The sequence below is a fragment of the Microbispora sp. H10830 genome, from assembly GCF_014161375.1.
GTDB classification, from domain to species: Bacteria; Actinomycetota; Actinomycetes; order Streptosporangiales; family Streptosporangiaceae; genus Microbispora; species Microbispora catharanthi.
The window spans coordinates 37181-58003 of the sequence record NZ_JABBWX010000019.1 but is presented as its reverse complement, the minus strand read 5'-3'; the positions used below and the strand labels follow the sequence as shown (position 1 = coordinate 58003).

The window sequence follows — 20823 nt, the reverse complement described above, 5'->3', positions numbered from 1 at the left end:
ACTTTCACTCATTGAGCCAGCTCTCTCCCAGGTATTGGGTTCCGGTCGACGGCGCTGCCGTCTCGGCGTTGATGAGGAGGTTTTCGGCAGTGATACCGAGAGCCAGTCGGGAGCCGTGGGCCGGGCCGGCCTGCCTCGCGGCGCCGTTCGCTCCCATGCCGACCCTGGTCCACGGACTGGCGAACCACCCCTTGGTGGGACTCCACCCTTCTCGCACGCCTACCCGGCGCCCCGCCGTCGTCACCTTCCAGCCAGCGGTCAGGCCCTTTCCGACATAGCCGAGGCCGACAGAGGTGGCGACATCCCATGCGAGGGTCTTTACCGCGTGGCTGTCAAAGGCGTCGCCTGCTTTGAAGGCGTTGCGCGCGTAGTTGAGACCCGCGATGCCCACCCCTACAAGAGCGCATGTTCCCGCGGATGCGACGATACATATTCCCAGGCCGACGATCGACATGGTCGTGCTGATGGTATCCCAGTGGTCTCCCACCCAGTTGAAGGCCTTGCTCAGCCAGCTCTGGTTCCGGGCGGTTCGCTGGGCGGCGGCCTGGGCCGCAGCGGCCTTGGCTGCCGCCGCCTGGGCGGCCTGTCTCTTGGCGATGAGAGCGCTGATCTGGGGTTGCATGGCCTTGTAGGCCGCGCTGTAGTGCCGGTACTCGGCCCGTGCTCGTTTGGACTGGAAGGGCGCCTTGACCGGGTGGAAGCCGGTGAGGTTCTTGTGCGCACCGTTGAACAGCCGGGTGCGGATGCGCCAGCACTTGGCGTCGCATCGTCCGGGCCGCAGGCCGTCCGGGTCCGACAGGGTGACGGGGTTGTTGTCGCTGTAGGCGTAGCCGTTCATCTGCTGCGGATCGTCGGTGTCGATAACCGGGTCGACGCTGAGGAACCGGCCGGTGGTGGGGTCGTACTCACGGGCGCCGAGGTGGGTGAGACCGGTCGACGGGTCCATGGCGCCGCCGACGAAGCCGCGTTCGCCGGGCCATGAGGCGGGAGCCGCACCTCGCTGGTTGCCGAACGGGTCGATGCGGCGCAGCGTGACGGTCTGGGTCGAGTCGCTGATCGCCACGGTGTTGGTGTCGTGGTGGTCGGAGGCGAGCCAGGTCAGCCCGGTCTTGCCGCGGGTGGCCACCACGTCGTCGCCGTGGGTGTAGTAGCGGGTGCAGGACAGCGCCTGGGTGGCGGCGTCCAGGCGCACCTCCTGGCCCGGCAGGTAGAGGGTCGTTCCGGTGGGGTCGCGGCGGATCAGCCTGTCGCCGTCGGCGTCATAGAGGAAGCTGGTGGTCGCGCCGCCGTCGGTGACTTTGGCGAGGTGTCCCTCGCTGTCCCATTCGAGGGTGGCGGTTTTGCGGCTGATGGTGTTGCCGGTTTGGTCGTAGGTGTAGGCGTCGGTGGTGCCATCGGAGGTGGCGACGGAGGTGACGGTGTGCGGCTGCGGCCGGCCCGGGGCCGGGTAGGTGGAGGTGCGGGTGATGTCTCCGCTGCCGGCGTGCCGCACCTCTTTGGTGCGGTTGCCGGTGAGGTCGTAGCTGTAGGACGACCAGTAGGGCGCCGGGCCGCCGAGGACGGACGGGCCCGGGGTGGAGGCGCAGCCCTCGCTGCCCTGGGCCCACGCCTCGGTCAGCCGTTGGAGGTAGTCATAGGTGAAGCACTGGACGTCGGGCGTCTGCCCGGTGGGCTTGTCGGCGATGGAGGTGACGTCGCCGGCCGGGTCGTAGGCGTAGTTGACGTCCGCGACCTGCGCGGGTGCCGTCTCTTTCTGGGTGAGCTCCCGGCTGAGCCGGTTGGTGCCCTCGTCGTAGTAGAAGTACCGCTGGACGCGTTTTCCGGTGCCGGCCTGCTGCGTCCACCACAGCGGCTGGCCGAGCTTGGAGTACTGCGTGGCGGTGACGTAGGTGGACAGGCCGCGGGTGGTCGTCGGCTGGCCGAGTTCGTCGTAGCCGTAGGTCATCACCTCGCGGGGGAACCCGCCCGCCGCGGGTACGCCTTGGGACGCGAGGGTGCCGTCGGTGTTGTACGTGGAGCCGTACTGGTAGGTGCCGGCGAGTTTGCCCTCCACGGCGGGAATGGTGACGGTGGTCGATGTCGCCCGGTACGCCTCGTCGTAGGAGTTCACCTCCGTGCGGTAGGCGTTGGTCCCCGCGTACCGGATGGAGGCGACGAGCTGTCCCTTCACCGTGGTGCCGTTGACCAGTGTGTCGTAGGTCCACTCGGCGAGTTTGGTCCCGGAGGTGGAACCGTCGTACAGGCCGGTCTTGCGGTCCAGCACGTCGTAGGTGTAGGCGAGGGTTCTGCCCCGGGCGTCGGTGGTGCTGACGAGCCGGTCCAGGTCGTCGTAGGTGGAGGTGGTGGTTCCCTTGTCGGGGTCGTCGTCCTTGATCTTTCGTCCGCGCAGGTCGTAGGTGTACTTCCAGGTGTTGCCGGCCGGGTCGGTGACCGTGGCGACCTTGCCTGCGGGGGTGTAGGTGTACCGGGTGGCGTCGTAGGCGCCGGTTACGGCGCCACCGCGGTACTGGCGTAGCTCGGTGGTGCGGTCTCGTGCGTCGGTGTAGGTCGTCGTGGGGGTGGCCCCGATGGGCGGAGTCACGTCGACGTGGTCGCCGCCGTACGCGGTCGTGGTGCGCCACTTCTCGGTGCCGCGCACCCGGAAGGCGGCGGTCGTGACGCGTCCCGCGCCGTCGTAGGTGCTGACCGTCTGTCCCGGAACGTCGTCGTCGTTCCCCGGGATCCACAGGCTGGTGGCCGGCGCCTGGTCGTTGTAGTACTCCTGGTTCTCCTTCACCACCAGTCCACGGCTGTCGTAGACCTTGTCGGTGATCACGCGTCCGCCGCCGGGCGCGGGGGCCTGGGTCTGCCGCTCGCGCAGCAGACCGTCGTACAGCGTCTGGCTGACGTTGTAGCCGGCGTCGTTGCGCAGGGTCTTGGTGGTGACGGCGACCGGACCGTCGGTCCTGATGAGGTAGGAGTACTGGCTGTTGGGCGAGGAGGGGTTGGCGGACCTGGGGTGGCTGGGCAGCCAGACCTGGCTGGTGCGGCCGAGCGGGTCGTAGGTCACGTCGGTGCGTTTGCCGTTGGGGTCGACGACGGCCGTGGTGGCGCCCCAGGCGGGGTCAAGTTCGGTGGTGGTGACGTGACCGGCGGGATTGGTCACGACGGTCTTGGTGACCGGGCCGCCCGTGGCCGGGGTGTAGGCGGTGGTCGTTTTGTGGTTCGCCGCGTCGGCGACCTGTGTGGGCCTGCCGTACACGTCGTAGGTGGTGGCGGCGTCGGTGACGTACTGGGGGGAGCCGTTCCATCCCGCGAGCTTCTGGGTGAGGGTGACGTCGCCCTTGGTCGGCGCGGCCCCGTACGCCTGGCCGTCGTAGGAGTTGCGGGTGTCGGAGATCAGGTCCTTGGACCGGTCCGGGGTCGCGTCGCAGGCGACGGAGACCGTCTCCTCCCGCGCCGGTTTGTCGATCATCCACGCCTGGTCGTTGCGGGCGTAGGTGGTGCGGATGCACTGGTCGTCGGCTGGGGTGGAGACGTCGCCGAGGTCGCTGACCTCGATCTCCTGGCCGTCGTCGTCGTAGGAGGTGTCGACCTCGGTGCGGCGGTAGCCGCCCGCCGACAGGGCGGTGCGGGTGCGGGTCTTAGCAGTGTCGACCATGTACGCCTTGGTCGTGCCCCAGGAGCGCGTCCGGGTGGCGGTCGGTCCCCGGGTCCAGGGGTCGTTGATGGTGCCCTCGACGACCGCGCCGCCCGCGCCGTTGTAGGTGATCTCTTCCCGGGCGAACCCTTCGAGCCACGGCTTGTCGTCCATGGTGGTGCCCTCGGAGTCGGTGACGGTGGCCGAGCGGGTGCCGGTGGAGGTCTTGTCGCCGTCCATGCCGCGGAAGTAGAGCGTCTCCTCCTGCGACCGCTGACCGGAGGGGTCACCGGTGTAGACGCGGACCTTCTGGTAGCCGCGCCACTGCGACCATGTCCGGTACTTGTCCTTGGTCAGTCCGTCGTCGTCGTCATAGTGCCAGGCCGGGGCTCCGACGTACTCGTAGCTTGTGGTCAGGAAGGGGGCGCCCCCGGTCCGGTCCACCTCGTCGACCTGGGTCACCACGTACTTGTGGAACCAGTCGCGGATGGGGTCGCTGGCGCCGTCCGGCGTCCAGTACTGGGGAAAGCACCGTTTCCCGTTGGCGTCCGGCGCGGGGGTGTGCCCGGCGACGCACTCGGGCTCGGAATAGCCGACCGAGATCTGGCCGCCGGTCTCGTTGTAGATGGCGGAGATCCGGCGCTTGGTGAAGGGAGGCAGGCCTTCCTGGCCGTCGACCCGGTTCGCCATCTGCACGCCGTCGAAGGTGACCGCGGGAAGCGACAGGCTGCCTCCGTTCTTGCCGGTCTGTTGGACCGACTCCAGCCACAGGGCGGGGTCGGTGCCGTCTCCGGGTGCGGGGAAGGCGTGCGTGAAGGTCCAGCTGTCCACGTCCTTGCCACCGGCCTGAGTCGTGACCGAGGTCAGCCTTCTGCGGCTCCAGAAGGTCGGGGCATACCGGTTGGTGCAGCTATCGCCGGAGGCGCAGTTCTGGTCCACCGGCACATCGGGCCAGTGGGAGGCGTTGGCGGTGGTGAACTTGGCGTCGGTGCAGTCGAAGGTGCCGGTCGGCAGGCAGCGCTCCGAGGTGACGAAGCTCACCCGGGCCGGTGGCGCCGTGAACAGGGAGTCGGACCGCTGCCCGTAGTCGATGTGGTCGAGATAGCCGCCCCTGGTATAGGCGACGGGACTCGTGGCCTTCATGTTGAGGCCGTAGTAGTTGGTCTCGCGCTTGTACCAGTAGGCGGCCGCGGTGCCGTGGGGGTCCACGACGTAGTCGAGGTTCCATCGCCATGCCTGCTGGCACCAGGAGGAGGCGTAGGCGGAGCCGTGGCACGGCTCGCCGGCGTCGTCGCCGAAGACTGGCACCGTCCAGGTGGAGTCGGTCACGGCCTTGCCGCTCGCCCAGCCGGGCAGCCGGTTGAGGCCGAAGTAGTACTGGGTGCCGTCGGTGGTGGTGATCTTCCAGTGCTCGCCGTCGTCGTCGCCGTTGGCGGCGCCGGTCAGCCGCTCCACCTTGGTGGCGTCGTCGTTCTTCATGTGCCAGGTGCCGGTGGCGTCGTCGCGGACCAGTTCGTTCGTGGCGCCGCCGAGCGACACAGTCGCGTTGTCGGTGCCCCAGCATTGGTCGCCGGTGGACGGCGTGACGCCGTCGTCGGTGCACGGCTTGTAGCGACGCTCGACGAAGCCGCCGACGGACATGTCCCAGCCCTCGCCGATCCACGAGCTCTGGTTGTTGGTCGAGGCGGTGCGTCCGTCGACGCTCCCGGAGGAGTAGCTCAGCTCCATCTCCGGTTCGGGGCCGCCGAGGCCGGGCGGGGTTCGCAGCGGGTAGGTCCAGGTGAACTCTCCCGTCCGGTCGCCGCCGTCCCAGGTGCCGGAGGCGGACAGCGGGGTGGAGGTGAAGTCGCCCGAGCCTCCCGACGGGGCCGCGGTAAGCGCGTATATCGGTGCGTCGCCCGCCGCGGTGACCTGCGCGGTGATGGTCTCGCCCGCGGTGTCGTTGCTGCTCGGCACCGCCGTCGCCGTACGGCATTCGGGGTGGTCCGGGGTGGTTGCGGCGCAGGTGGGAAGCTGGACGAGCCTCAGCCGGGAGGCCCAATCGCCGCCGCCGGCGCCGGAGAAGCCCTTGTAGTCCAGACGCAGCGTCATCGGCGCCGCCGCTGGCTGGTCGTCGCGCCGGACCCGGATGAGCAGGCCGTCGAGCCCTGCCGCTGCGGCGGCCTGGCGGTCCAGCACCTGCACGTCGACCTTTCCCGGGGAGGTCTGCCCGGCGGGTCCGATCGTGACGGGGAGATCTCCGGCCAGGAGATCCTTTGTGGCGGTGGGGTCGCCGGAGGCCGAGCCCGGCCGTGGCCAGGTGACCGCCCGCGGCGGCACGGCCCTCCGCTCCGGATCGGCCTTGCGGGCTCGCAGGGGGGCGGGGTGCCCGTTCACCGAGGCCGTGTCCTTCGGCTTGGCCGGGTCGGCGGCCGCCAGGACTTCGGGCACGCCCTGGACCAGGGTCAGGGCCATGGCCAGCGCGAGCGGTGCAGACAAGCGGACAGCCCAGCGGGGCAGCATGGAAGTGCGGGGGGTCACGAGAGGCCTCCGGGCCGGGTGGGCGGGGTGCTGGCGGGTCCGCGGCGGTTCACGCGAGGCCCAGGGCGAAGTTGAGGATTTCTTCGTCGGTGAGGACGCCGGTGTAGACGTGGGTGTCGTCGATGTCGCCCGGCCAGTAGCCGGTGGCCGCTCCGGTGAGCTTGGCCCGGCCGAGTTGGAAGGCGCCGGTGGCGTTCCATGCTGCGGAGTAGCCGTCGGCCTGGGCGACGAGCTGCCCGTTGACATACAAACGCAGTTGTCGGCGAGGGTGGTCGTAGACGCCGGCCAGGTGGGTCCACTGCTCCAGATCCACCGAGTAGACGGCCGGGTCGACCGCCGCGCTCACCAAGGTCGCGGTGTCGGAGTCGGCGTCGGGCGCGTCGAACGACCATTTGCCGGTGCTGCCGAACATGCGGTAGCCCAGGGTGAAGGCGCTGCGGCGGGTGCCGTCCTGGCTGGCGGCTGTGGCCGTTTTGGCCGCGTTGCCGAGCCGCGCCCAGGTGGTGATCGTGAAGCTGCCGTCGGTGCGGGTCATGTATCCGGGGGCGGCGGCGTACCCGCTGGTGCCGTTCATCGACAGTGCGTTGAGGTCGTGGCCGTCCGACGTCCAGCCGGCGCCGCCGCCGAGAGTGAGGGTGCGGCCGGTCTGGCTGGTGGAGCTTGCGGCCGATGTGCCGGCCCCCTCGTCCAGCCGCCACGCCGCCTGGTGCTGCGGTGGCCGGTTCACCAGGTCGGACAGTTCGTCGGCCCGCTCGTTTTTGACCAGCAGGCGGTCCCAGACGCGTACTTCGTCCACGGATCCTGCGAAGTAGTTGCCGAACTTGCTGTCGATCTTCGACCGGCCTACCTGGAAGGAGCCGGTGGCGTTCCAGGGGGTGGCGAAGGCCGGCTGGGAGGACTGCAGCCGCCCGTTGACATACAGCCGCAGCTGTTGCAGGGACGGGTCGTAGACGCCGACGAGGTGCTCCCAGGCGTTCACCCGGGCCGGGGCGTCGGACGAGGCGCGGATCGGGGAGACCCCGTCGGTGTCGCTCGGCCGCTGGCTGAACACCCATTTGCCGTCTGCGCTGTTGAAGTACAGGTAGAAGGCGCTGGCGTGGTCGCCGACCTGCGCGGCGACGGTGCTGACGTGGGAGGTGTCGGTGAGCTGCGCCCAGGCAGAGATCGTGAAGGCCTTGCTCGTGTCCACGACGGGTCCCGAGGACGCCAGGTAGCTGCTGGTGCCGTTCAGCGAGGCCGCCTTCACCAGGCGCCCGCCCGCGAAGGTCACCCCCGTCGCCGTGAGCGGGCTCGACCCGGCCGAGTCGGCGGCCGTCGTCGCCGCGGCGGCCTCGTCCATGCTCCAGGACGACACGGGCCCGGAGGCGACACTCGACACATAGAACTGGTAAGTGGCGTAGTGAGCACCGGCGTTGCCGGCTTGGTCGACGGGCCAGACGTAGACCGTGGTCAGCCAGTCATGGGAGGGAGCGATCAGCAGGTTCGCGGTTCCGCTCGGCGCTTGTATCCGGCGGCGGGCGCTGATGGTGTCGACCGCGTAGTCGAAGGCCGTGACGTCAGTGTCGCCGGCCGCGCGGGTGAAGGTGAACGAGCCCGGCCGTCCGATTCCGTTGTGCCACTGGGCCGGGTCGGTAGGCTCGTCGTCGGGGTACTGGGCGGATGACACCGAGGGAAGCCCGCCGGGATTGGTGGTGTCGATCCTGAACTCGCACCAGCTGCTCCACGGCCCGGCGTCCGTGCCGTCGTAGGCGCGCACCCGCCAGGAGTAGGCGCCGCCTTCGGCCAGGCCCGACAGCGTCACCTTGTGCTCCACCGCAGTGGCCGAGGCGATGTAACTGGTCGTACGGGTGGCCCCGAAGGTCTCCCATGCAGAGGTCGTGCTGTTGTAGACGCGCACCTCAAACTCGGCACGCACGGCGTCGCCCCCTTGGTCGGGGTCGTAGACCTTGGCCTTCAGCGCCGGAGATGCGGTGCTGATGGCCGGGCGGCCCGTGCCGGTGGCGCAGGGAGCCGCCGGGGTGGTGGCCATTCCCGCAGTCGGGCGCGGCACGCTGTTGTAGTCGATGACCAGTTTGGCCGTGCTCTGGTCGAAGCCCTTCCAGTAGTACGAGTCGGTTTCGTTGCCCGCGATCAGCCCGAGTGTCGTGTCGTCCAGGCCTCGGCCCGCGGTGTCGGCCACGGCGGCGGTCGCGTCGAATTCCAGGCCGCCGTTGTCGCAGCCACCCGGGTCGTACCCCTTGGCGACGTTCAGTTCGTCCAGCTTCTTGTGCAGGGTGGGCTGGTGACTCCAGGTGGTCGACTGGGAGATCGGACCGGTGAACCACAACTCGATCGGGCGGGCACTGCACGACCACGACCAGGTCTCGGTAATACGGAAGGTCGCCTTCAGGATGTGCTTGTAGTTCACGTAATCGGTACGCATGCGGTAGAACGATCGGCGCTTGACCGACCCGTTATAACTGCCCGCTTCTGACCGATGTGTCGGATTCCAGCCCGTGTATGAACCATCGGACGAGACCATGGCCCATGCCAGCTTCGAACCCGTCCACTGGGGGTCGATGAACACCGGGAATTGTGTAGCCGGATCGGCCAGTAGCGACCTGTCCGGAATTACCGAGATAGCGGAATCGGTGACCTCGGTGTCCATAGCGACCTCACGGCCTCCAGGCGAGGGTGCAGCGGCCGGCGAACGCGACACCGCCTCCCCGGCCGATCCGTTCGCCCGGCCCGACGAGTCCCACATGCGCGGAACCGGCGATGTGAACAGCACGGTGCCGCCGTCGGTCACCGCATTGGTGGTGCCGTCCGCCGCCTTGCGGATCGACACCCCGGTCCCGCTGAGCCCAAAGGTGATCTTCGCCAGTGCCGGGTTGGCCGCAGCCTTGGCATCCTTGACCACCAGGACCTCCGACAGCCCCGTCACCGAGGCGGTCAGTTGCAGGTCCACCCCCGGGAAAACCTCCGGATAGGTGGCGGTGGCGCCCTCAAGTCGTGGAACGGGAAGCGTGCCCGGCCAGGAAATGGCCAGTTCCCGCCCCTGCGCCGACAGTGTCGCCAGTGCGGAGTCGCCTCCAGCGGACAGCGATGCCGCCACCGCCGTGGCCCGCGGGGTGATCCTCCCACCGGGAGCCTGGACGAGTGTGGCGTCGACGTCGGCCCACCGCCCGTCTCGACGGACACGCACCGGCAGGGCGGACTCCTCGAGGGTGAAGGTTCCGTCGCTGTTGGCGAACACCTGCCGGGTCTCGGTCCGGCGGTCGAGCACCTCGACCCGTGTCCCCGACGTCGCGGCTGCGGCGAGAGCCGAACGCTCGTCGGGCTGGGCCGGGGCCGCCTGCGCGGCAGCGGCTACGGATGGTGTCGCGACCAGGGACGCCGCCACAGCGGCCCAGGCCAGAACGACCGCGAAAAGGGCACGGCAAAGCCTCAAGAAATGCTCCTGCTGAAAGAGAACGAGAGAACGCCGCACCATCAGTCGCGTCGGCTGTGTCCCCGATTCGGCCCGCACTGGAATCAGGGCCGCAGTCATGAAACGTGCACAGTCGACGAGAGTCAAATTGTCATGTGTAGCTGTGTGCTGTCTTGAATCGGCTCGCATGCCCAGATTCCACGGGCCGCATGATCCATCACCAGCCAATTCGGCCGAAAGAGCCTTATCGGGGATTCTGGTGATCAGTAAGGGAGTCCTAACGATTTCGCCTTACCGTCTCGCTCCGGTGGCCGTCGCCTCGCCGAAGACGCCACCCCACTCCGCTCACGGCCTGAGCAACCTTCGCCCCTAGTACTAATGCCATCAGCTAATGGGGGGAGGCAGACGTGACGGTGGTGCCGTTCCGTTCCTGCCAGGAACTCACACCGGCATTCGTACGGTGCGGTATCGATGTGAGGAAGACCGTACCCGGCGCTCAGGCCCGGGGGAGGAGACGGGCCGTCGCCCCCGTACGGGGCTGGCGCAGACCGTACGGCGGGCGGGCCGTGCACGTCGCGCCGGGGGTGGAGTATCAGGCGACGACTACGCAGGTGTGCGGGCTGTACCCGTTCGTCGCAGGAGCGGGCACCCCGTCGATCGGCACGCCGGTCGGGCGGCATCAGCTGTCCGGTGAGGTTGTCTGCCTGGACCCGCTTACCTGGCTGCGGGTCGGCCTGGTGACCAACCCTGGGGTGTTTGTGCTCGGCCAGCCCGGCACCGGAAAATCCACTCTCGTCAAGCGCATGGTCGTCGGCGCGGTCGCATTCGGCTCCACGGCCTTGATCCTCGGCGACACCAAACCCGACTGCACCCCTCTGGTCGCCCACCTTGGCGGGCAGGTCATCAGCATCGGGCGGGGGATGGACCGGCTCAACCCGCTCGACGCCGGGCCGTTGGCCGCCGCGCTGGGGAGCATGAGCGGACCGGAGACCGCCCGACTGCGCTGGGAGGTGCGGGGGCGCCGTCTGTCGCTGCTGCTCGCGCTGTGCACATTGATTCGGGAAAGCTGGATTACCAATTTCGAGGAGGTCGTGCTGGGCCGCGCGGTCGACCTGCTGGACGAGCGGCTACTGCGTGAGCCGACGGTGCCCGACGTCCTGACGGTCATCGAGGAAGGACCCGAAGCGCTGCGCTCGGCCGCCCGGGCCGACACCGACAGGACCTACCGGGAAAGGACGTGGGAGCTCTTGTTCACCCTCGACCTGCTGTGCACCGGGTCGCTGGCCGGGGTGTTCGACGGGCCGACCACCCGCCCGCTGGACCTGCCCGCGCCGGCGGTCGCCGTCGACATCTCCCGGATCGGCGCGGCCGGCGACAAGCTGCTTACCGCCGCGATGCTGTCCACCTGGGCGTACTCGTTCGCCATGGTCGACGCCTGCGCCGCGCTGAGCGGGCTCGGCCTGGCGCCGCGCCGCTCCTGGCTGGGCGTGATGGACGAGCTGTGGCGGGCGCTGCGCGGCGCGCCCGGCCTGGTCGAGTACGCCGACGCGCTGACGCGGCTGAACCGGGCCAAGGGCATGGCGTCGGTGATGGTCACGCATTCGCTGGCGGATCTGGACGCGCTGACCGCAGAGGAGGACAGGGCCAAGGCCCGGGGTTTCGCCGACCGTTCGGCCATCACCGTGCTGGCGGGGCTGCCGCCGCGCGAGCTCGCCCGGGTCAATGAGGTCACACCGCTCACGGGTCCCGAGGCCGAGCTGGTCGCCTCCTGGTCGGCGCCTGACTCCTGGCAACCGGGAGCCAGGCATCCCGGCCGCGGCAAGTACCTGATCAAAACGGGGGAGCGGCTCGGCATTCCGGTCGAGCTGTCTCTGGTCGGTGAGGAATACCGGCTGTATGACACAGATCCGAAGTTCGACTCGGTTTCTGGACGGTTGGTCCGGAGCCCAAAGGGATTGCCCGAAATTGGCGAGGGCGAAGCAGTAACCCTGGCCTGCGTAGCAGACCTCGCTGCTCAGGAGCAGTTCGCCGATGGCCTGGCGGAAGCGAACGCGGCGGTCCAAACCGATCAGCCACGCGGCGGTCAGGCGGGGCCGCCAGTCGCGGCGCAGGAGTTCGCAGAGGTCCTCGTCGCTGATGTGACGCGCGTCGTCGGCGAGGGCGGCCTTGAACCGATGCGGCGTTCGCGGTGCAGGTCGGCGACCTTGGTCAGCAGGGCGGTGCGCTCGGCGACGGTCGTGGCGCGCCCTCAGGAGGTGGCACGGTGGGCGGCGTCCACGGCCGCCCGCACCTCGGTGTCTGTGGCGGCCGGGTAGGTGGCGACGAGTTCATCCGTCGCAGTGTCGATGACGGCGTAACGCGTTGTCTGCGGCATGTCAGGCTTCTTCCGGGCTGCGGGCGGCCATGAGGGAGACGAGGTCGTAGGCGATCTGAGAGGCGGCCACACAGGTGAGCTCGGCGTGGTCGTAGGCGGGGGCGACCTCGACGACATCGCCGCCGACGACGTTGAGGCCGGCGAAGCCGCGCAGGATCTCCAGGAGTTCACGACTGGTGAGGCCGCCGGCTTCGGGGGTGCCGGTGCCAGGGGCGTGTGCGGGGTCCAGGACGTCGATGTCAACGGACACGTACAGCGGCCGGTCGCCGATCCTGGTGCGCAGCCGGTCGATGATCTCATCGACGCCCTGGCGGAACACGTCGGCGGAGGTGTGGATGCCGAAGCCGAAGCGGCGGTCGTCCTCCAGGTCCTTCTTGCCGTAGAGGGGGCCGCGGATGCCGACGTGGCTGAGCGCTTCGGTGTCGAGGATGTTCTCTTCGACGGCCCGGCGGAACGGGGTGCCGTGCGTGTATGCGGCGCCGAAGTAGGTGTCCCAGGTGTCGAGGTGGGCGTCGAAGTGGACGAGTGCGACGGGTCCGTGGCGTTCGGCGGCGGTGCGCAGCAGGGGCAGCGCGATGGTGTGGTCGCCGCCGATGGTGACCAGGCGGGTCCCGTCGGAGGTGAGGTCGAGGGCCGTGGCCTGGACGGTGTCGATCGCCTGCCCGATGTCGAACGGGTTGACCGCGATGTCGCCCGCGTCGGCGACCTGCGCGACGTCGAAGGGTGCGATGTCCAGGCCGGGGTTGTAAGGGCGCAGCAGCCGGGAGGCCTCGCGGACGTGGGCGGGGCCGAAGCGGGCCCCGGGGCGGTAGGAGACGCCGGTGTCGAAGGGGACGCCGACCACCGCGATGTCGGCGTGCGGCACCTGGTCGAGGCGGGGCAGCCGGGCGAAGGTGGAGAATCCCGCGTAGCGAGGCGTGGTGGAGCTGTCGATGGGTCCGATCGGGCTCATGAACGTCTTTCTGCGATGGGACGGATGTGGCGCGGGCACGGTCAGCCGCGGATGGTTTGTGCGGCGGGGTGGATACAGCGCGGGTCAGCCGCGGACGGCGTAGCGGCGCAGCACGTTGCGGGTGATCTGCTCGGTGAACTCATCGTGCAGGCGCAGGCCGTTGACCCATTCGGTCGTCCCGGCGCAGAAGACGCCGCCTCTGCCCCGGGTGAACTCGGCGATCATGCCGGAGCCGTACGCCTCACCGTCGAACCGGTCGGGCAGCGGGTCGAACAGCAGCCCGAGAATGCCCCGGACTTCGGCGATGGGGGCGCCGAGCGGCACCTGCCCGTCCCACCGGTCCTCCTCGCCGAACGTGGCCGGGCACATGGCGATGATCTCCAAGTTGTCCGGGGTTCCGTCGCTGCCGGTCGGGAAGGGCAGGCCGCGCCGGAAGGTGTAGTCGCAGCCGTCCAGCTCAAACGCGGCGATGCAGATGGGCGCGCCGCCGAAGACGTCGCCGTAACCGAGGTCGGTGTCCTGCAGGGCCCAGTGCCGCGGCCGGTAGACGGTGAAGCCGCCGCTGGATCGGGAGATCGCCGAGCCGTAGCGGTTGTAGGTGCCCGACAGGCCGGTGAGCCCCATGGTCGCGGCGGCGGGACGGTCGATGAGGGGCCAGTCCCACGCGGTGGTCACCTTGGCCGGATCGCTGTCGAACAGGGGGTCGTCCTGCGGGACCTTGTAGTTGACCTGGACCTGGTCGTCGTCTTCGAGCCGGACCTGCCACAGAAAGTTCCCCCCGAACCTGGCGAGGTGGCCGCCGCCGTCGACGAAGGCGTCGACGCTGTCGCGCATCTGCGCGGTCCAGTACTCGTCGTGGCCGACGAAGACGGCGCAGGCGTAGGGGGTCAGGCAGCCGGGGTCCTGGTGGAGGTCGTGCTGGGTGAGGACGTCGAACTCGATGCCCTCCTTCTCCGCCCACAAGGCGAAGGGCCGCTCGTAGGTGGCCCAGAACGCATCCGCGTGGTGGCGGGAGTAGCCGTGGGTGTGCGCCCACTCATAAGCGGGGTGGCGGGGCAGGGCGCCGCGCGGCGGGGTGTCGGGGTTGGAGCTGCGCGGCGCCTCGTCCGGCTTGCGGATCATGCCGCGGGCGATCGGCCGCTGGACGGACAGGCGCGGGCTGGCCACGTCGGTCCAGGGGTCGTCGCCGAGGCCGCGGTAGGCGTTGGCGCCGCCCCAGTCGTTGTAGGCGGTCATCGTGCTGGTCGTCAGCACGAGCACATACGGGGTCCGTACGCCAGGCTCGGGGTTGCGCACGATCAGGAAGTGCTCGCGCTCGTGGCGGCGTCCGTGGGCCTCGATGCCGATGATCAGGATGTAGAAGCCGGGCTTCCACCGCTGGTCGATGGTGAAGGTGTGCGCGACGGGCCAGCCGCAGCCGACGGCGTAGGCGTCGCTGGGGGTCGGGTGGGCCCGGCCGGGCAGACCGGTGGCGGACCAGACGACTTCTGGGGTGAGCCCGTCGCGCACCAGGGTGAGCGTGTATGTCTCGGCGGTGGTGTGGGTGTGGACGTGGACCTCCTCTCCCGGCGAGTAGGTCCACCTGTCGGTGTAACACCAGGCCTCCGGGCCGCCCATCCCGGGCCGTTCCACCACGAAACCGGGAATGGACCAGGCATACCGCGGGGCAGGCGCCGGGCTCTGCGAAGGGGCGGTGCGTACGGCGGCGGGCAGCTGATCACTCATGAGCGTCCTCTTTCAGAGCTGTTCGGGCGCGAGGTGTTCCTGCCTGCGGCCAGCGGTCATGCGTCCGCGGACGGCCCCGACCAGGAACGCGATGACGAGCGGGGAGATGATGAGGGCGTTGCCGATGGCGCCGATCCCGGTGAGCAGGCTCATGTTCGCCACCGCCAGGTACAGCACGATCCCAAGGATGATCACCGACAGGGCGGGGGCGATGAGGCGCGCCCACAGGCTTTCCCGCGCGCCGCGTGTCGCGAACCAGCGGATCACCGCGACGCTGGTGGCGATCTGCAGCGCGAGAACGGCGAACAGGGTCGGCGCGTTGGTCCAGGTGACGACCTGCGTATACGGGTCAAGCGAAGACAGGCCAAAGCCGATCAGCGCGACGGTCACCAGGCCGCCCTGGAGGAGGACCGCTGCGCGCGGGGAGCCGGATGCGCTGGTGCCGTACAGGAATGCGGGCAGCAGACCGCGCCGGGACATGGAGAACAGATAGCGCGAGCCGGCGTTCTGCAGCGCGATGACACCGGCGACGAAGCTGGTGATGACCAGCAGCTGCATCACGTCGGTCATGACCGAGGAGACGAAGGAGGTGTTGAGGTCGAACACGACCTGCGAGGGGTTGCCGCTCAGCACGCTCAGCAGCCGGCTCGGGCCGACCGCCATGAGGATGGTGAACGCGGCGGCGACGTAGACGACGGTGAGAACGCCGATGGCCCAGAAGGTGGCCTTGCGCACGGCGTTGCCGGCGTCCTGCACCTCTTCGCTGTAGACGGCGGTCTGCTCGAAACCGATGAACACCAGGAACGTGACGAGGAAGGTGCCGCCCAGGACCGGCACCTGCCAAGAGCCGGGGTCGAACGCGGACCAAGGAGCACCTTCGGGACCGCCCTGGATCCAGACCGCGATAGCGAAGACGGCCAGGACGCTGATCTCCAGGATCAGCAGGACCGCCGCGACCCGGGCGCCGAGATCGATCTTCGCGTACGAGATCGCGGTGACCAGCAGGCCGATGACCGTCGCGCACAGCCCCCACGAGACGCTCACCGATAGGTACGTCTGCAGGAAGATCGAGGCGAAGAAGCCCGCCGCGGCCGCGAAGCCGATCTGCCCGAGCGTGTAGCCGGCCCAGGCGACCATCGCGGCCCCGGATCCAGCCGTCCGCCCGAGCCCCTTGTCGATGTAGGCGGAGAACGCGCCCGCGTCGGTGACGTGGCGGCTCATCGCGGTGAAGCCGACCGCGAAGATCGCGTAGGCGATTCCGGCGATCACGAACGCGGCGGGCAGCATTGTCCCGCCCACCAGGAATCCGAGCGGCAGGAAGCCAGCCGAGACGGTCAGCGGCGCGGCGGCCGCCACGACGAAGAAGACCAGGTGCCGGGCGCTGACGACGTCGCGGCGCAGTTCGTGCTGAGGGGGATGGGGCATGTCCATGGTGCCTTCCTTGCGAGCCGTCCTCGACGGCTCCGGACTGAATCTGCGGAGACGGCCTTCACCGGACCTGGCGGCCCGGCCCCCCGAAGGCCGCGGAGTTCATCGAGCCGAGACGCCGACGAAGATCTTGCGGGTGGGTTCGAGCGTGTGCCACCAGCCGTCGAATCCGGCTGGCACGAGGAACGTCTCACCAGGGCCGAACTCCGCGCGTCCGCCGTCGGCATCCTCGATCGCGACCCGGCCCGTCTGGATCACGCAGATCTCGTCGTAGGGCCAATGCCGAATCCGCACGGAGCCGGGCTCTCCCACCCAGGCGCCGGCGACCGAATGATCACTTGACAGGCGGGCGCGATGCTCGACCTCTTCCCACCCCTCGCTGACCTCGTCGTAGTCGCGCGGAGACGGAACCACGTCGGTTCCGGTCCCTGGAACGAGGACCTGGATCTGTGTGATGGCCACGGCGGACCTCCTGCTGGCAGAACACCGGTTGGGCGGTAAAGCTATAGATTGATAGCTTGTGTTGGCAAGAGGGCGGTCCAGACTTGACGGACGCGCGACCTCGGCCACCCGGTACGGTGACCCGGCAGGGAGAGGACGGACATGGCAGTACGCGGACCGGACGGCGTCACCCGTCAGCGGGCACTCATCGCGGCGTCCAAGCTCTTCGCCGTGCGCGGCTACCACGGGACCTCCACCCGCGACATCGCCAACGCCGTCGGTGTGCGGCAACCGACCATCTACCGGCACTTCGCCAGCAAGGCCGAGATCCTCGCCGAACTCCTCGACGCGGATCTGCTTCCCGCCCTCGAACGCCTCCGCACGGCCCTGGCCGCCGACGGGTCCCCCGCCGCGCGGCTGCACGCCTACCTGCAGGCCGACCTCTACGCCATCCTGGTCCTGCCCTATGACACCCGCGGCCTCTACAACGACGACGTCCTCAAACTCCCCGACTTCGCCGCCCAGGCCGCGCAACGGGACGAACTGCATCGCCTCACCGAGGAACTGATCGCCCACGCCATCGACAGCGGGGAACTCCAGATCGTCGGCGGCCCGTACTTCGTGCGACGCGCCATCACCGGCCTGATCCTCGAGGCCATGCGCGACCGCGGCACCGACCCCACCCCGGACCCCGACACCCTCCCCCGCGAAATCGCCGACTTCCTCCTACGCGGTACCCTCGCCGACCCCACCCGCCTCCCGGACGTCCAGCGAGCAAGCGCACTCCTGCTCGATCAGTGGAGTTCGGCCCTGACGACCACATGAGCCGCAGTTCCTGCCCGCCATCGAGGCTGGACTGATTTCGCCGGAGGCCTTGCGGTAACGCCAGCGGCCCGAGGCGAGATGCCAGACTCAGCGGCGGCCGTCGCCGGGGCCAGCAGGCTGGCGATCTCAGCGATTGCAGTGGATCGGCCTCATCTATCAGCGACACTCGTCTGTTGGCGTTACTTTCGCGCCCCGTTCAACTCCCTGGCGGGCGGGCTTGGACGGCACCGACCTCACCGCGGTCCGCACCGACCACGGCCCCGCGTGACCCCACACTCGCGGGACCGGTGGGCCCAAGCTCGGGAGGTCTTACGCCTCTTCCTCCTGCACGCCACCGCCGTCGGGGAAGGCGGGCAGGTCGGGGATCTCGCCAAGCTGTCGCAGACCTTCGGCCGGCGTGGAGGAGGAGATGGAGTAGCGGCCCAGGACGTTGAGGTGGGCGTGGCCGAGCGGGGACAGCCGGGCGGCATCGGAGTCCTTGACCGGGACGCCGTCGCCGCCGCACGCGGCCGGCGACGGGCGGCACGGCGTGATCATCGCTGCAAACACCGCCGCGCGCTCCCGACAGCGGGTCAGGTGGGATTTCCTCGCCGGCAGGAAGAGAAAGGACGAGGCCGCGGCATCCGGGGGCAAAGGCCGGGCAGGATGCTGCCGGGCTGGCCGAGCAGCACGCTGGCGGTCCAGGTGCCGTGCTCGACCAGGTCCGGGTTGGTCTTGCTGGGGGGTGGGACAGTTGTGGGGGTCCGTCGACGACGCCGATGGTGATGCCCGCATCGCCTTGGGTGTGCCGCCACAGCTCGGCGATCCCGGCCACAGCTTGCGCCGGATATCGTGGCGGCGGTACGGGACGGTCGGGCGGTGGGTCCGACTGCGCGGTGTGTGGATTGACCCGCGGGTGGGGCGGCGGTCCCGGGTGCGGGGCCGCGGGCGAAGCGGGCATCGGCCATCGGCGCTCTCCTGTAGTCGTCGGGCTCCCAGTAAGAGAGGGCGGCCGGCCTTCAGAGGGCCGACAATCTGGCCTGCTCATAGGACGGCAGGCTGAAGGCGGCGGGGTCGTTGACGTTGGCGTTGAAGGTGAGCAGGTCGCGGATGCGCGCCCGCTGCTCGGGAGTCGTGGCGTTCAGGCCACGGCCGGTTCCGGTTCCGGCAGACCTCCCGCAAGGGATCAGAACCGGTAGCGGAGAATGCGTGCCCCTTGCCGAGACAAGGCCGTGCTGTGGGCGGTGAGATGGATGAGCGCACGTAGGGGTTGCGGGAACCGGGCTATTTCCGGTGCGCGGGTGAGGATCTGCTCCTCGATCAGTTCGAGGCCGGCGTCCCAGGACTCTGGTTCGTGTGGGTCGTCGAAGCCCTGGGCGGCTTTGATGCCGAGTGCCTTGATGGTCGGGTGGTACTTCATGGCCCAGGCCGCGAAGCGGGTGTAGCCGTTGAGCGCGAGCTCGCCCGAAGGGAAATGGCCGGTCAGCGCGCGGGTCATCGTCTGGAAGGAGTCGCCGGGCATGAAGGGGAGCAGCCCCTCGGCGACGATCATCGCCGGCCGGTCGCCCGGGATGGCTGTGAGCCAGTCGGAGGTGGTGAGGTCGGCTCCGACCAGGTGGGAACGGCCGGGCAGACATTCGGATCGCAGGTGCACCACTTCCGGGAAGTCGATGTCGTACCAGTCGACGCCGGGCGGGGGATCACAGCGGAACATCCTGGTGTCCAGGCCGCAGCCCAGGTCGAGTACCACGCATCCGGGATGAGCGGCGATGTAGGCGCGGACGACGCCGTCGAGCTTCTTGGCGCGCAGTGCCGTGGTGAGGACGAGGTTGGGCTTGACCTTCAGCTTGCCGAAGTCGTAATCGATGGTGCCGGCCAGGGCGGCGGAGAGCGTATCGCCGAGGATCGGGCTGGGCTGCCCGGCGTCCAGGGCTCTGGCATGGAGGGTGAGCAGCAGCGTTTCCTGGATCAGCCCGAGTTCGGGTTGCCAGCGGTGCATGGGGATTCCTTAACGGCGTAGCGGATGGCGGGCCGCGAGGTTCTGCAGCCACGTCAGGGAGTCGTGGGCGGCCTTGATGCGCTCGGTGCGGTGCCCCTCGCCGCCCACGATGTCGAGCCCTTCGTCGGCGATCTCGCCGAACGCGCTCAGGCTTTCGAGCTTGCGCTGGATGACCTTCTGCCAGGCGTCGTCTTCGATGCGGTAGTAGGAGGTGCGATCCCCGGGCCTTCTCACCTTCTTGACCAGGCCGATGGCCGTGAGGAAGCGCATGTTCGAGGTGAGCGAGGCCCGGCTGGCCTGGATGACCTCCGCGATCTGGCCGGCGGACTGCTCGGCCGGATCGCAGATCATGAGCCAGCCGAGGATGCGTCCGGTGATAGGCGGCAGCCCCCACTCCTCGACGCAGAAGGCTGCCACCCGTTCCACCCAGCGGAGCAGCCGGTCCTGCTGTTTTTCTGTGCTCATCGTCGCATCCTCCGTTGTTGATCGTGTGCCGGTTCACTGTGTCATGGCGGTCACCGACTCGTAGGTGGGTGTCGGGGTGATGTCCGCGAGCCGGGTCCTGCGCAGGTGAAGGTCGAACCAGTCGATCGCGAGCGCCGTCGCCTCCTCCAGGCCCGGGCCGGTGTAGAGGCCGAGCACGTCGTAGGGCAGCACCGCGAGCCGCTTGGGCTCGCCCGCCTTGACGAAGGCGCTTTGCGCCTCCTCGAGCATGTGGTACGGGTCCCAGCCGCCGTTGGCGATCATCAGCAGCGGCGTCGGCGCGAGCCGGTGGATGAGGTTCTCCGGTGCGAAGGTGAGCAGGTGCTCGGCTGAGTCGAGGGTCTTCTCGTTGCGGTAGGTGGGAAACAGGCGGGTCGACATGTCCGGGGTGTCCTTCACGCTGTCGCCCTCCAGCGTCAGGTGCGGCACGCGAGCGCTCTGCCCGCCTTCGTAGCGCCGCTGCCAGTCCTGCTGCAGTTGATCGCGCAGCGCGTGGACACCGGCGCGGCCGAGGAGGCGTTCCATGTACCGCCATCCGTTCCACACGCTGGGACTCTGCACCACAACGCACTTGATGCGCCGATCGAGCACGGCGGCCTGGGCCGCCACCGAGCCGCCGATGCTCACCCCCCACACCCCGATCCGCTCCGGCTGCACTTCGGGACGGGTTCGCAGGTAGGACACGGCGCTGCGGAAGTCCTCCACCTGCCGTTCCGGGTAGTCCAGGCCGCGCGGCTCGCCTTCGCTCGAGCCGACCGTGCGATAGTCGATGGCCAGCACCGCGAAGCCGGCCTTGACGAAGTGCGGCGCGAAGAACGCCAGCGCCTCTTTGACCATCACCCCGCTGTGCCCGAGCACCAGCCCGGGGACCGGGTCACTCGTCTCAGGCAGGTAGAGATCGCCCGCGCAGCGGGTGCCGAGGCTGTTGAAGGTCACGTGTTCCATGGCTCACCCCCTACAAGGTAGCTAGTAATTTCAAAAATGACTGAAATATCTAGCAATGTCAACCAGGCGACCGCGCCATCCCCGCCGCCCGGCTTGGTGCCGTTCCAGCCCTCGACGACGAACC

The 20823-nt window shown here is 69.1% G+C and carries 12 protein-coding genes; 1 reads left to right on the top strand and 11 read right to left on the bottom strand.

Annotation, left to right across the window (positions count from 1 at the left end; translation table 11 throughout):
• Window positions 1–4: 4 nt before the first annotated feature.
• The 7 genes from HHX35_RS35730 to HHX35_RS35700 form a co-directional block, all read right to left on the bottom strand.
• Entirely contained in the window at window positions 5–6097 is a 6093-nt protein-coding gene (locus tag HHX35_RS35730; RefSeq protein ID WP_182903040.1) for an RHS repeat-associated core domain-containing protein, read from the bottom strand.
• Window positions 6098–6188: 91 nt separating this feature from the next.
• A complete protein-coding gene (locus tag HHX35_RS35725) occupies window positions 6189–9569 on the bottom strand; it encodes a LamG domain-containing protein (protein WP_182903039.1) in 3381 nt (1126 codons plus the stop codon).
• Window positions 9570–10675: 1106 nt separating this feature from the next.
• On the bottom strand, window positions 10676–11686 hold the full coding sequence (locus HHX35_RS45235; RefSeq protein ID WP_396781510.1) for a DUF6000 family protein: 1011 nt from the start codon (window positions 11684–11686) through the stop codon (window positions 10676–10678).
• A 237-nt stretch (window positions 11687–11923) separates the two neighbouring features.
• Window positions 11924–12874 (bottom strand): agmatinase, encoded by a 951-nt coding sequence (gene speB / locus HHX35_RS35715; protein WP_182903038.1) that lies wholly within the window; start codon window positions 12872–12874, stop codon window positions 11924–11926.
• Between the two features lie 84 nt (window positions 12875–12958).
• Window positions 12959–14599, bottom strand: coding sequence for a N,N-dimethylformamidase beta subunit family domain-containing protein (locus HHX35_RS35710; protein WP_220506271.1), 1641 nt, complete (start codon window positions 14597–14599; stop codon window positions 12959–12961).
• Between the two features lie 12 nt (window positions 14600–14611).
• On the bottom strand, window positions 14612–16030 hold the full coding sequence (locus HHX35_RS35705) for an APC family permease (RefSeq protein ID WP_182903037.1): 1419 nt from the start codon (window positions 16028–16030) through the stop codon (window positions 14612–14614).
• Window positions 16031–16129: 99 nt separating this feature from the next.
• A complete protein-coding gene (locus HHX35_RS35700) occupies window positions 16130–16489 on the bottom strand; it encodes a cupin domain-containing protein (RefSeq protein WP_182903036.1) in 360 nt (119 codons plus the stop codon).
• Between the two features lie 141 nt (window positions 16490–16630).
• On the opposite strand from HHX35_RS35700, the gene HHX35_RS42835 reads away from it, so the two are divergent.
• Window positions 16631–17293, top strand: coding sequence for a TetR/AcrR family transcriptional regulator (locus tag HHX35_RS42835; RefSeq protein ID WP_220506270.1), 663 nt, complete (start codon window positions 16631–16633; stop codon window positions 17291–17293).
• Window positions 17294–17602: 309 nt separating this feature from the next.
• Here HHX35_RS42835 and HHX35_RS35690 read toward each other — a convergent pair whose 3' ends face one another.
• The 4 genes from HHX35_RS35690 to HHX35_RS35675 all read right to left on the bottom strand — a co-directional run bounded on the left by HHX35_RS35690 (window position 17603) and on the right by HHX35_RS35675 (window position 20699).
• The gene (locus HHX35_RS35690) at window positions 17603–17842 is read right to left on the bottom strand and encodes a hypothetical protein (RefSeq protein WP_182903137.1); all 240 of its coding nucleotides are present in this window, start codon (window positions 17840–17842) and stop codon (window positions 17603–17605) included.
• Window positions 17843–18458: 616 nt separating this feature from the next.
• Entirely contained in the window at window positions 18459–19271 is an 813-nt protein-coding gene (locus HHX35_RS35685) for a class I SAM-dependent methyltransferase (protein WP_182903035.1), read from the bottom strand.
• Window positions 19272–19280: 9 nt separating this feature from the next.
• Complete coding sequence (locus HHX35_RS35680; RefSeq protein WP_139579196.1) at window positions 19281–19736, bottom strand: GbsR/MarR family transcriptional regulator; 456 nt, start codon at window positions 19734–19736, stop codon at window positions 19281–19283.
• Window positions 19737–19769: 33 nt separating this feature from the next.
• Window positions 19770–20699: an alpha/beta hydrolase gene (locus HHX35_RS35675; protein WP_182903034.1), complete on the bottom strand. Its 930-nt coding sequence runs from the start codon at window positions 20697–20699 to the stop codon at window positions 19770–19772.
• Between the last annotated feature and the right edge of the window lie 124 nt (window positions 20700–20823).